Below are 12,549 nucleotides of genomic sequence, written 5' to 3'. Positions count from 1 at the left end.
CAGAGGATCGATGCCGATGGCAAACAAGTTCGCCGCCCAGGCCCGAGAGCGCAAGGTCCGCGTGCTCGCCACGCTCGGTCCCGCCAGCGCGACGCCGGAGATGATCCGCAAGCTCTATCTGGCCGGTGCCGACGCATTCCGCATCAACATGAGCCACGGCGGCCATGACGACAAGGCGGCGCTGGTCACGGCGATCCGGGCGCTGGAGAAGGAGCTGGACCGGCCGACGACGATCCTGTTCGACCTGCAGGGCCCGAAGCTGCGCGTCGGCACCTTCACCGACGGCGCCGTCCACCTGCGCACGGGCGATCCCTTCCGGCTGGATCGCGATCCCGCGCCCGGCGACCAGCATCGCGTGCAGCTTCCCCACAAGGAGATATTCCAGGCGCTGCGCCCCGGCGCGCGACTGCTGCTGGACGACGGCAAGCTGGTGCTGCGCGTCACCGACGTGGACGAGGATCGCGTCGACACCATCGTTGAGGTCGGCGGCCCGCTTTCCAACCGCAAGGGCCTGAACGTGCCCGACGTGGTGGTGCCGATGGCGGCGCTCACCGAAAAGGACCGGAAGGACCTTGCCTTCGCGCTGGAGCAGGGGGCCGACTGGATCGCCCTGAGCTTCGTCCAGCGGCCCGAGGACGTGGCCGAGGCGCGCCGGCTGATCGGCGGCAAGGCGGCGCTGCTCGCCAAGATCGAGAAGCCGGCCGCGCTGGACCGGCTGGAGGAGATATTGGAGCTGGCCGACGCGGTGATGGTGGCGCGCGGCGACCTTGGCGTGGAGCTGCCGCCCGAGCTGGTGCCGCCCGCGCAGAAGCGCATCGTCGAAACCGCGCGCCGCATGGGCCGGCCGGTGGTGGTCGCCACCCAGATGCTGGAATCGATGATCCAGTCCCCCTCGCCCACGCGTGCGGAAGTGTCGGACGTCGCGACCGCCATCTATGACGGCGCGGACGCGGTGATGCTTTCGGCCGAATCGGCGGCGGGAAGCTGGCCGGAGGAAGCGGTGGCGATGATGAACCGCATCGCCGTGTCGGTGGAGCAGGACCCCGGCTATCAGGCGCGCCTCCACTTCACCGAGACGCCGGCCGATCCCACCACGGCGGACGCGCTGGCCGAGGCCGCCGGCAATATCGCGCGCACGGTTTCGGCCGCCGCGATCATCTGCTTCACCCTTTCGGGCTCCACCGCGCGCCGCATCTCGCGCGAGCGGCCGGACGTGCCCGTGCTCGTCCTCACCCCCAGCCAGGCGACCGCGCGGCGGCTCGGCCTGCTCTGGGGGGCGCACGCCGTCCACACCCGCGACGTCGCGAGCTTCGAGGAGATGGTCGGCAAGGCCAAGCGCATGGCGCTGCGCCACAAGATCGCCCATGCCGGCGATCGCATCATCGTGATGGCGGGCGTGCCGTTCGGAACGCCGGGATCGACCAACGTGCTCCATGTCGTCCGCCTCACGGGCCAGGAGCTGAAGGGGCACGGCGCCTGAGGGATGCGACGGGCCGGCGGGCCGCTCGCCTCACCCGGCGACCAGCACCGGCCTGGCCCGATAGAGCGACGGAAAGGCCTGCCGGAGCGCGGCGATCTTCGGTAGGTCGTTGACGCGGATGTAGAACTGGTCGGGATGCCGGGCCAGATAGTCCTGATGATAGGGCTCGGCCGGGAAGAAGGCCTTGCCCGGCTCGATCCGCGTCACGATCGGGCGGGGCCAGGCCCGCGCCTTGCCGAGCTGGGCGATATAGGCCGCCGCTACCCGCCGCTGCGCCTCGCCGGCGGGCATGATCGCCGATCGATATTGCGGGCCGACATCCGGCCCCTGCCGGTCCTGCTGGGTGGGATCGTGCACCACCGAGAAGAAGATCTGCAGCAGCCGGCCATAGCTGATCTGGCGGGGATCATAGGTGATGCGCACCGCCTCGGCATGGCCGGTGGCGCCCGACCGGACCGTGCCGTAACGCGCCGCCGCCCTGGCCCCGCCGGCATAGCCGGACACGGCGGAGGTGACGCCCTTCACATGCTGGAACACGCCCTGCACGCCCCAGAAGCAGCCGCCGGCGAGGATCGCGGTGTCGGAGGATGCGGTGGAAGGCGGATCGAGCGCGGGCGGCGGCAGGCGCACCACCGTCTCGGCGGCGGTCGCGGCCGAAAAATCGGGCCGCGCGATCGGCGCCAGCATGCCGACCGCGACGCCCGTGGCCAATAAAGCTGCGATCAGATGGGTCCGCGCCACGCTGCACCTCGCATATCCGCGATGATGGATAAGTGGGCGGGCAGCGGCCGGTTGCAAGGCCGGCGGTGGAAAAGGTCGCCCCTTTCGCCTCCGATCTGGCGAAGGGGGCGGCCCCTGGCTTATTTCAGCGCGGCGCAGGCCTCGGCGATGCGATCGCAGGCCGTGGTCAGGATCGATTCGGAGGTGGCGTAGCTCACGCGGAAGGCCGGCGAGAGACCGAAGGCCCCGCCATGGACGGCGGCGACGCGGCCTTCGTCCAGCAGATAGCCGATCAGCATCTCGTCATTCTCGATGACGAGGCCGGCCGGCGTCTTGCGGCCGATCAGGCCCGAAACGTCGGGATAGACGTAGAAGGCGCCTTCGGGGACCGGGCAGTGGATGCCGTCGATCGCGTTCAGCCGGCCGACCACCAGATCGCGGCGGACCTGGAAGGCGCGGGCGCGATCCTTGAGGAAGCCCTGGTCGCCGTTGAGCGCGGCCGTCGCCGCCGCCTGCGCGATCGAGCAGGGGTTGGAGGTCGATTGCGACTGCAGCTTGGCCATCGCCTTGATCAGCCAGGTCGGCCCGCCGGCGAAGCCGATGCGCCAGCCGGTCATCGAATAGGCCTTGGAGCAGCCGTTCACCGTCAGCGTCCGCTCATAGAGGTCGGGCGCGACCTGGGCGATCGTGGTGAAGTGGAAATCGTCATAGACGATATGCTCATACATATCGTCGGTCATCACCCACACGTGCGGGTGGCGGCGCAGCACCTCGGCCAGGGCCTTCAGCTCGGCTTCGCTATAGGCCGCGCCCGAGGGGTTGGACGGCGAGTTGAGCAGCACCCACTTGGTCCGCGGCGTGATCGCGGCATCGAGCTGTTCGGGCGTCACCTTGTAATTCTGCGCGGCGCCCGCCGCGATCATCACGGGCACGCCGCCCGCGAAGGCGACGATGTCGGGATAGCTCACCCAATAAGGCGCGGGGATGATCACCTCGTCACCCGGATCGACGGTGGCGACCAGCGCATTGAACAGGGTGTGCTTGCCGCCCACGTTCACGCTGATCTGCGCGGGTTCGTAGACCAGGCCGTTGTCGCGCTTGAACTTGGCGGCGATGGCGGCCTTCAGCTCGGCCGTGCCGTCGACATTGGTATATTTGGTCTTGCCCTGCTGGATCGCCTCGATCGCGGCGGCCTTCACGAAATCGGGCGTGTCGAAATCGGGCTCGCCGGCCGAAAGACCGATCACGTCGATCCCCTTCGCCTTCTGCTCCAGGACGCGGCTGGTCATGGCAAGCGTGGCGGACGGCTGGATGCGGCCGAGCGCGGCGGACGTGAAGGTCATGGATCGTGTCCCCAGGGGATTGACAGGCGCGCGGGCCTATAGCCTCCGCGCCCCCTTTCCTCAACCGCGGCGGCGCAACATTGGACAAGAAATTGGTGGCTGCCGTGAAGCTGGATTGCGCGGGGCCCGGTTTTGGGAGTGGGCCGGCACCGCCCGAAAACCGCTAGCAGCGAAGTTTCAAACCAGTCGCGCCGGGATCAGCCCACGCAGCGAATTGCCGATGAAGAAGCCGCCGGCCAGGTCGGCGGGCGCGAGGTCCCCCTCCTCGGCGCGGCCCTCGGCGATCAGCACCNCGCGGAGGATGCCGGGCAGCAGGCCGCGCTCCAGCGGCGGCGTCACCAGCCGACCGCCGCGCGCCACGAACAGGCTGGTGAAGCTGCCCTCGGTCAGCCGGCCTTCGGGATCGGTGAACAGCACCTCGAAAGTGCCGGCGGCGCGGCGCGCATCATCATGCGCGGCGCGATCGCTGGTCTTGTGGCGCAGGCGGAAATCGCCCGGCGCCACCGGCAGCGGCGCCATGGCCACGTTCGCCACGGCCGGATTGGCGGGCAGCGGCCGCACCTCCACCGCCAGCGCCCCGCTCGGCGAAAGCATCAGGCGCACGCGGCGCGGATCGCGCAACCGGAAGGTCGCGGCCTGCAATTCGTTGCGGGCGACGTGGCGGTCGAACGGGAAATCCAGCGCGTCGGCCGATGCCTTCATGCGGGCGAGGTGGCGTTCCAGCTCCACCAGCCCGCCGGCAGCGTCGAACCGCATCGTCTCGATCAGATCGAACGGGCGCATCGACGCCGTCACGAACGCGCCCTTGGCCAGGCACTCGCGCCATTCGCCCGCCGCGGTCGAATCGGCGACCACCGCCGATCCCAGCCCCAGTTCCGCAACCCTGCTCCCCTGTTCCATCGCCAGCGTGCGAATCGCGACGTTGAACGCCGCATCGCCCGCCGGATCGAGCCAGCCGATCGACCCCGTATAGGGGCCGCGGGCGTCGGCCTCCACCCCGGCGATGATTTCCATCGCGCGGATCTTGGGGGCGCCCGTCACCGATCCGCAAGGGAATATCGCCGCCAATACGTCCACCGCGTCGCGCCCCGGCGCCAGCCGCGCGGTGACGGTGGAGGTGAGGGTGTGGATGGTCGGGTATGTTTCCACGGTGAACAGAGCGGGCACCGCCACGCTGCCGGCCTCCGCCACGCGGGCGAGATCGTTGCGCAGCAGATCGACGATCATCAGATTCTCGGCGCGTTCCTTGGCATCGGCGGCCAGCGCCCCGGCCAGCGCCGCATCACGGGCGGGATCGGCATCGCGCCGCGCGGTTCCCTTCATCGGCCGGGCGGTGAGGCGCCCTTCCTCCAGCGTGAAGAACAGCTCCGGCGAGCAGGAGAGCAGCCAGTGCCGGCCGGTGAAGACCACCCCGCCCCAGCCGCTCCGGCTGGCGCTGCGCATCGCGGCGTAGAGCGCAAGCGGATCGCCGGCCATAGGGACGTCGGCCCGGAAGCTGAGATTCGCCTGATAGATGTCGCCCGCCGCGATATAGCCCGCCACCCGATCGAAGGCGGCGGCATAGTCCGCAAAGGCGATGCGCGGGCGCGGGGCCCCCGCCCATGCCCCCGCCGGATCGCCCAGCATCGCGGCGAGCGCATCCGCATCGGGCCGGGAAAATCCCTCGAACAGCCCGAACCACAGAAGCGGCGCGCCGCCCTGGGCCACCGGCAGCCGATCGAGCCGCCCTTCCAGCGCCAGCCCGGCCTCGTAACCGATATAGCCCGCCGCATGCAGGCCCCGCGCGGCGGCGGCGCGCAGCGCCGCCAGCGCGGGCGCCACCTCATCCCGCCGCGACGCTGAAACCACCCCGATGGGCCGCACGTAGAGCCGCGCGCCGCCGCCGTCCGCGCGGGCGTCGTCGAGGAGGATGAAGGGCTGGTCGCTGTCGATCGTCACGCCGCCTGTTGCCGCGCCGGAAGCCCTTTCGTAAACCCCCGTCGATGACTGAGACCCTCCCCCCGCTCCGCGCGGCCATCGTGCCCGTCACCCCGCTCCAGCAGAATTGCACGCTGATCTGGTGCACCCGGACGATGCGCGGCGCCTTCATCGATGCCGGCGGTGATCTGCCCCGGCTGAAGGCGGCGGCGGAGAAAGCGGGCGTCACCGTGGAAAAGCTGCTCGTCACCCACGGCCATATCGATCATTGCGGCGGCACCGGCATCCTCGCCCGGGAGCTTGGCGTGCCGATCGAAGGCCCGCACGAGGACGACCGCTTCTGGATCGCGCGGCTGGCCGACGACGGCCGCAATTACGGGATCGAGGGCCAGCCGTTCGAGCCCGATCGCTGGCTTGGCGACGGCGACACGGTGACGGTGGGCGATCTGGTGCTGGACGTGATTCACTGCCCCGGCCACACGCCCGGCCATGTCGTGTTCCACCACGCGCCCTCGCGGCTGGCCATCGTCGGCGACGTGCTGTTCCAGGGATCGATCGGCCGGACCGACTTTCCGATGGGCAACCATGCCGACCTGATCGACGCGATCACCCGCAAGCTCTGGCCGCTGGGGGCGGAAACCGCCTTCGTCTGCGGCCATGGCCCGATGTCCACCTTCGGCCACGAACGGCAGACCAACCCGTTCGTCGCCGATCAGGTGCTGGCGCGGGGATAAGCCCGCCGCGCCGATCCGAATCAGCCGGCCACCATGTCCGCCGTCACCGGCGTCGGCATGCCGAGATAGGCGATCACCAGCGCCCAGCCGGCAAGGCCGATCAGCACCAGCCATGTGACGAGGATGCCGATGATCCGCCCCTTGGCGGGCTTATCCACGCTGTCCATCCCGAAGGCGTGGAGGATGCGCCCCACCACGAAGGCCGCCGCCAGAATCGACAGCCAGAGCTGCGATCCGCGCGCCAGCTCGATCAGGCCGACCAGGATCAGGAAGAAGGGCGTATATTCCGTATAGTTGGCATGCGCGCGCATCCGGGCGAGGAGCAGCGGATTGCCGCCGTCGCCGGTCAGCACCTTGGCGCTGGTGCGGATCTGGCTCACCCGGAAGCCCAGCCAGAGGTTGATGATCGTCGCCGCCGCGGCGAAGGTCAGCGTGATCGGCAGGATCGTCATGCGGCTGTTCCCCCTCCATTTTTGTCGATGAACTGGTTCGCACGGCGCACGGCAGCTTGCAACATGGGCCGAAATCGCTATAGGGCACCCGTTCGCGACGAGCCTGGCCGCTTGGTCCTCCACCCCGACGGGTGCGGGTCCGCTGGCGGCGAAACTCGTCGCTTATTCTTTTTTGCACAGATGGAACAGGTGCCGAGATGGCCGTCCCTAAGAGAAAAACTTCGCCGTCGCGGCGTAACATGCGCCGCAGCCACGATGCGCTTTCGGTCGAATCCTTTCAGGAATGCCCGAACTGCGGCGAGCTGAAGCGCCCGCACAACCTGTGCAACGCGTGCGGCCACTATAATGGTCGCGAGATCGTTTCGGTCGAAGCCTGAACCGGTCGGCCGGTCTTTCTGGCGATAGCGAATCGGGGCGCCTGGCGCCGCGATTTGGATCGCCGGTCCGGCCTGTTCCAGCGGTTGAGACCTTGATGGGATCGACGGTGGCGATTCGCGCCCGTCGGATCGGGGTCTGAGGAGAAGAGGGGTCATGGCAGGAACGCCGCGAATCGCCATCGATGCGATGGGCGGCGACGGCGGCCCCGCGATCATGCTGGAAGGCGCGGCGCTGGCCGCCGCGCGCGATCCATCGCTCAGCTTCATCCTGTTCGGCGACGAAAGCGTCGTCGGGCCCGAACTCGCGCGCCATCCCGCCCTCGCCGGACGGGCGGAAATCGCCCACGCGCCCGAGGCGATCAGCGGCGAGGACAAGCCCAGCCAGGCGATCCGCCGCGCCAAGACCACGTCGATGGGCCTCGCCATCGCGGCGGTGAAGCAGCATCAGGCCGAAGCCGCCGTCTCCGCCGGCAATACCGGCGCGCTGATGGCGATGGCCAAGCTCGCGCTGCGCACCATGAAGGGCATCGACCGCCCCGCGCTCGCCGCCCTGCTGCCGACGCTGGGCGACAATGATCTGGTGATGTTGGATCTGGGCGCCAACACCGAATGCGATGCCCGCAACCTCGTGGAATTCGCGGTCATGGGCGCGGCCTATTCGCGCTGCGCCCTAGGCATCGAACGGCCGCGCGTCAGCCTGCTGAACATCGGCACCGAGGAACTGAAGGGCACGGACGAGCTGCGCGATGCCGCCGCCCGCCTGCGCGCCGAGGATCATCTGCATCTGAGCTTCGAAGGCTTCATCGAGGCCGACCGGCTCGGCCGCGGCGAAACCGATGTCGTGGTGACGGACGGCTTTTCCGGCAATATCGCGCTGAAGACGATGGAGGGCACCGCCCGCTTCGTCGCCGATCTGCTGCGCCGCGCCTTCACCAGCTCCGTCCGCTCGAAGATCGGCTTCCTGATCTCGCGGCCGGCCACGGAATTGCTGCGCCACCGTCTCGATCCCAACAATCATAATGGCGCGGTCTTCCTCGGCCTCAACGGCGTGGTGGTGAAAAGCCACGGCGGGGCCAATGCACAAGGTGTGGCGAATGCGATCGGCGTGGCGGCAAGTCTGGTGAAGAACGATCTGGGACGGCGCATCGCCGAGGATCTCGATCAGGTCCGCGCGCACGAGGTGAAGGCATGAGCCGCCGGGCCGTGATCGCGGGCAGCGGATCGGCGCTGCCGGCCCGCCGCATCTCCAACGCGGAACTGGCCGAGACCGTCGATACGTCGGACGAGTGGATCGTCGAGCGCACCGGCATCCGCTTCCGCCACGTCGCCGGCGAAGGCGAGACCACCGCCACGCTGGCCACCGATGCCGCGCGCCGCGCGCTCGACGCCGCCGGCATGGCCGCCGCCGATATCGACCTGATCGTGCTCGCCACCGCGACGCCGGACCAGACCTTCCCGGCCACCGCCACCAAGGTGCAGGCGGCGCTCGGCATCGACGATTGCGTCGCCTTCGACGTGCAGGCGGTCTGCTCGGGCTTCCTCTATGCCTTGTCGGTGGCGGAAAGCATGATCCGCGCGGGCGGCGCCACCAACGCACTCGTCATCGGCGCGGAAACCTTCAGCCGCATCCTCGATTGGGAGGATCGCACCACCTGCGTGCTGTTCGGCGACGGCGCCGGCGCCATCGTGCTGCGGGCCGAGGAAGGCGGCGACGCCGGCGTCCTCTCCGTCGCGCTGCACGCCGACGGCCGGCACAACCAGCTTCTTTATGTCGACGGCGGCCCTTCGACCACGCAGACGGTGGGCAAGCTGCGCATGAAGGGGCCGGAAGTGTTCAAGCATGCGGTGGTCAATCTCGCCGCGGTGCTGGGCGAAACGCTGGCCAAGGCCGGCCTCGGCGTGGCGGACGTGGATTGGGTGGTGCCGCACCAGGCCAATCGCCGCATCCTCGATGCCACCGCCCGCAAGCTCCATCTCGCGCCGGAAAAGGTGATCGTCACCGTCGACCAGCACGCCAACACCTCGGCCGCGTCGGTTCCGCTCGCCTTCGATACGGCGGTGCGCGACGGACGCATCAAGCGCGGCGACCTGCTGGTGTTCGAGGCGATGGGCGGCGGCTTCACCTGGGGGGCGGCGGCGATCCGCTACTGAAAGCCGATGTCCTCATCGGCCTGAACTGGCACACGGGCTGCGGAATCAACCCTTTGCGTCGCGTTCCTTGCGGCGTATGGTCATTCTCCCACGGACTTGACGAAGGGGACGTTGATGACCGAGGCAGGCACCCTGACCAGAGCGGACCTGGCCGAAGCTGTTCACCGCAATATCGGCCTTTCCAGGGCCGAATCGGCGGGAATGGTTGAACAGATACTGGACCATATGAGCAAGGCGCTGGAGCGCGGCGAGAATGTGAAGATCTCCGGATTCGGCAGCTTCGTGCTGCGCGACAAGGGGGAACGCATGGGCCGCAATCCGAAGACGGGGGTGGAAGTGCCGATCGCGCCCCGCCGCGTGCTCACCTTCCGCGCCAGCCAGATGATGCGCGATCGCATCGTCAAGGCGGGCTGAGCGGATAAACTTGGCCGGTCGCGTGGAATCGGGTCGCACAGACAAGGCCGATTCCGCCTTCCGCACGATCGGCGAGGTCGCCCAGGACCTGGGCATCGCGCAGCATGTGCTGCGTTATTGGGAAACGCGCTTTCCGCAGCTTCGCCCGCTGCAGCGCGCCGGCAACCGCCGTTATTATCGCCCCGCCGATGTCGCGCTCGTCCGCCGCATCGACGCGCTGCTCAACCGCGAGGGCTATACCATCAAGGGCGTGCAGCAATTGCTTGCAGCATCGGCCACGGCGCCCGCCGATTCCGCGCCGGCGCCCGCGCCCAACGATGACGATCTGATCGCCGCGCTCGAATCAGTGCGGGACGAACTGCGCGCCGCCCTCGCTGCCGACTGAGCCCCACCGCGCCGGCAAGCCAGCGGCGGATTCCAAAGCCGATCGGCATTTGCCCGCGACGCCCAAGGGCGCCTGAAACGGGGGTGGCGATTCGCTGGCGCAGCCGCCCCCCCGCCCGCCTCAGGGCAGGGCCATCCAGTCGCTCTCGCCGCCGCCGATCGGCATGCCCGGCGGCACGCGCGATGCCTTGGACTGGGCAGCGGCCAGCTTGTCCAGCGCGCCGCGATCCTGCAGCAGCCGCGCGGTGCTGCGGCTCCAGGCCGCATCGGCCGTGGCGCCCGAAACCTTCGCCAGCCGCGTCGCGATGCCGGCCAGCCGATCCTCGATCAGCGCCGCGACGCCGGGATCGCTATCCCCGTCGCGCGCCGTGGCCGCCAGCGTCAGCAGGGTGCGCCAGGCGACGCGGCGGCCGAGCTCGCCGGGCCGGTTGTCGATCACCGCCGCCGTCAGCCTGTCGATCAGGCCGGCCACGCCCGGCCCGTCCTGCCGCGCCACCCGCGTCAGCCGCNCGGGTGCCAGCAGCGCGTTCAGCGTCACCGTCGCGGCGGCATCGGCAGCGGCCAGCGGATCGAAGATCGGCCCGCCGGCATTGGCGAACACCTCGATATCGAACTGGCGATCGTCATTGCCTTCCTTGCCGGCCGACATCAGCGGCAGCAGGCCGGCGGGCACCGTCAGCGCCTCGGGCGATAGCGTGGCGATCAGCGCGTCGATCGCCGCGGCCTGCGCATCGGCCGGCACGGGCTGCGCCACCTCATGCCCGTCGCCGCGCACGGCATAAGCGAAGTCCACGCCGCCGATCAGCTTGGCGGCCGCCTCCACCTGATAGCGATGCAGCAGCCAGATCGGCACGAACTTGCGGCGCAGGTTGCTCACCGGTTCGCCGGGATGGAGCGCCGCCAGCCCGAAATGGCCGATCGCGGCGCGGCGCACCGCCATCATGCGATTCAGCTCCGCCACCGGATCGGCGCCGTCGTCCCACAGGCTCGCCCAGCGGTGGCTGGTGTCCACGGCGCGCGCATCGCCGTCGCTGGCGAAGCGGAGGCCCGCCGCCTGCATCGCCGCCGCCTTGGCCGCCGCCGCGCGATCGGCATCCTCGCCGGGCGCCGGCGCGCCATAGAGCCAGTCGACCGCGAACAGGTCCCACCGGCCCACGCCCACGCCATAGGCATCGGAAAGGTCGGGCACGCCATCCTTCAGGCCGATGCGCGGCGCCGGATAATCCATCACCGATGCGCGATCCTGCGTGCTGGCCGCGAAATTGTGGACGAGGCCCAGCGCATGCCCCACCTCGTGCGCGGCGAGCTGCCGCAGCCGGGCGAGCGCGACCTGCGCCGGATCATCGGGTCCGCCCGATCCCACCTTGTCGGCCCCCACCAGCCCTTCGAAGATCAGCATGTCCTGCCGCACGCGCAGCGAGCCCAGCAGCACCGATCCCTTGACGATCTCGCCCGTGCGCGGATCGGCGATCACCTGGCCGTAGGACCATCCCCGCGTCGCCCGGTTCACCCAGTTGACGACATTGTAGCGCACGTCGAGCGGATCGGCGCCCTCGGGCAATATCTCGGCGCGGAACGCATCCTCATAGCCCGCCGCCTCGAACGCCTTCGCCCACCAGGCGACGCCGTCGCGCAGCGCGCTGCGGATCGGCTCCGGCGCGGAGCGATCGATGTAGAAGACGATCGGCTTCTTCACCTTCGATCGCGGCGCGGCCGGGTCCAGCTTCTCCAGCCGGAAGCGGTTGGCGAGATCGTAGACGATCGGGCTGCCCAGCGGCACGGCATAATCCACCGCCTGGCTGGCGAAGCCGCCCGCGCGCGGATCGAACCGGCGCGGCTGGTAGCCGGCGTCCGGCAGGCGGATCAGCGAATGGCGGACGACGAGGCTGATCTGGCGCGGATCGGGGGCGATGTTGGCGATCTCCTCCCCCGGCGTTTCGGAGGCATAGGTCTGCCGCGCCTCCAGTTCGATATTGTCGGGAAACACCTTCACCGCCGCCGGATCGGCCGCGCTCAGCGCATCGACCAGCTTGAAGCCCGGCGCCCCGCCGCGCTTCAGCGCATCGGCGATGCCGATCACGTCGCGCGTGAGGAAGCCCGATATGTCGACGAGCAGGCGGCCGCCGGCCTCGGTGCCGGCGACATCGCCCATCCAGATCGTGCTGTAGGCGAAGCTGTCCCGCGCCGCCGCCTGCTCGGGCGCGGGCGCGCTGCTCGCGCGGAAACGGGGATTTTCGAACTCCACGGCGATCTTGCCGCCGATCCGGCGGAAGACGAGGATCTGGGTCGGCCCGTTGAGCGCCTTGTCGAGCCCGATCGGCGCGGAGCCCACGCCCGTGCGGAGCGCGGTGGCATAGAGGAAGCGGCCCGCTATCCCGTCCGCATCCGGCGCCGGCAGCGACAGCAGGATACGGCCGCGATCGCGATCGACATGCACGGGCAGCAGCCCTTCCGCCCGCACCGTGCCTTCGAGCGCCTTTTGCGGCGCGGCGGGCGCGGCATGGACGGCCGGCGCCACAAGCGCGGCCAGCGCGGTTCCGATCAGGAAGTTGCGGATCATATGCCCCCTCGCCCTCG

12 protein-coding genes are annotated in these 12,549 nt (G+C 69.6%); 7 read left to right on the top strand and 5 right to left on the bottom strand.

Annotated elements, in window-relative coordinates; all coding sequences use genetic code 11:
* Positions 1-16 precede the first annotated feature (16 nt).
* Complete coding sequence (pyk, locus tag BHE75_RS02135) at positions 17-1,480, top strand: pyruvate kinase (protein ID WP_015459099.1); 1,464 nt, start codon at positions 17-19, stop codon at positions 1,478-1,480.
* A 30-nt stretch (positions 1,481-1,510) separates the two neighbouring features.
* Here the strand turns inward: pyk and msrA are convergent, their stop codons facing one another.
* The 3 genes from msrA to pabB all read right to left on the bottom strand — a co-directional run bounded on the left by msrA (position 1,511) and on the right by pabB (position 5,481).
* Complete coding sequence (gene msrA, locus BHE75_RS02130; RefSeq protein ID WP_070932066.1) at positions 1,511-2,221, bottom strand: peptide-methionine (S)-S-oxide reductase MsrA; 711 nt, start codon at positions 2,219-2,221, stop codon at positions 1,511-1,513.
* A 119-nt stretch (positions 2,222-2,340) separates the two neighbouring features.
* Positions 2,341-3,543: a pyridoxal phosphate-dependent aminotransferase gene (locus BHE75_RS02125; protein WP_070932064.1), complete on the bottom strand. Its 1,203-nt coding sequence runs from the start codon at positions 3,541-3,543 to the stop codon at positions 2,341-2,343.
* Between the two features lie 177 nt (positions 3,544-3,720).
* The gene (pabB, locus tag BHE75_RS02120; RefSeq protein ID WP_070932062.1) at positions 3,721-5,481 is read right to left on the bottom strand and encodes an aminodeoxychorismate synthase component I; all 1,761 of its coding nucleotides are present in this window, start codon (positions 5,479-5,481) and stop codon (positions 3,721-3,723) included.
* A gap of 44 nt (positions 5,482-5,525) precedes the next feature.
* Between pabB and BHE75_RS02115 the strand changes: the two genes are divergently transcribed.
* Positions 5,526-6,194, top strand: coding sequence for an MBL fold metallo-hydrolase (locus BHE75_RS02115; RefSeq protein ID WP_070932060.1), 669 nt, complete (start codon positions 5,526-5,528; stop codon positions 6,192-6,194).
* Between the two features lie 20 nt (positions 6,195-6,214).
* Here the strand turns inward: BHE75_RS02115 and BHE75_RS02110 are convergent, their stop codons facing one another.
* Positions 6,215-6,646, bottom strand: coding sequence for an MAPEG family protein (locus BHE75_RS02110; protein ID WP_015459094.1), 432 nt, complete (start codon positions 6,644-6,646; stop codon positions 6,215-6,217).
* 197 nt (positions 6,647-6,843) lie between these two features.
* Between BHE75_RS02110 and rpmF the strand changes: the two genes are divergently transcribed.
* From rpmF to BHE75_RS02085, 5 genes are all read left to right on the top strand, one after another.
* Positions 6,844-7,023 carry a 50S ribosomal protein L32 gene (gene rpmF, locus BHE75_RS02105; RefSeq protein WP_015459093.1) on the top strand — a complete coding sequence of 60 codons (180 nt, stop codon included), beginning with the start codon at positions 6,844-6,846 and terminating at the stop codon, positions 7,021-7,023.
* Between the two features lie 154 nt (positions 7,024-7,177).
* Positions 7,178-8,215 carry a phosphate acyltransferase PlsX gene (gene plsX, locus BHE75_RS02100; protein WP_015459092.1) on the top strand — a complete coding sequence of 346 codons (1,038 nt, stop codon included), beginning with the start codon at positions 7,178-7,180 and terminating at the stop codon, positions 8,213-8,215.
* The gene (locus BHE75_RS02095; protein ID WP_070932058.1) at positions 8,212-9,174 is read left to right on the top strand and encodes a beta-ketoacyl-ACP synthase III; all 963 of its coding nucleotides are present in this window, start codon (positions 8,212-8,214) and stop codon (positions 9,172-9,174) included. Before plsX ends, BHE75_RS02095 begins: the two co-directional genes overlap by 4 nt.
* A gap of 114 nt (positions 9,175-9,288) precedes the next feature.
* A complete protein-coding gene (locus tag BHE75_RS02090; RefSeq protein ID WP_015459090.1) occupies positions 9,289-9,588 on the top strand; it encodes an integration host factor subunit alpha in 300 nt (99 codons plus the stop codon).
* Between the two features lie 22 nt (positions 9,589-9,610).
* Positions 9,611-9,973 (top strand): MerR family transcriptional regulator, encoded by a 363-nt coding sequence (locus BHE75_RS02085; protein ID WP_070935384.1) that lies wholly within the window; start codon positions 9,611-9,613, stop codon positions 9,971-9,973.
* Between the two features lie 120 nt (positions 9,974-10,093).
* Here the strand turns inward: BHE75_RS02085 and BHE75_RS02080 are convergent, their stop codons facing one another.
* Entirely contained in the window at positions 10,094-12,532 is a 2,439-nt protein-coding gene (locus BHE75_RS02080) for a zinc-dependent metalloprotease (RefSeq protein ID WP_070932057.1), read from the bottom strand.
* Positions 12,533-12,549: the final 17 nt, after the last annotated feature.

Origin of the sequence: Edaphosphingomonas haloaromaticamans (genome assembly GCF_001853345.1) — a bacterium.
GTDB lineage: Bacteria > Pseudomonadota > Alphaproteobacteria > Sphingomonadales > Sphingomonadaceae > Sphingomonas_E > Sphingomonas_E fennica.
This window is presented reverse-complemented; position numbering and strand designations above follow the sequence as displayed.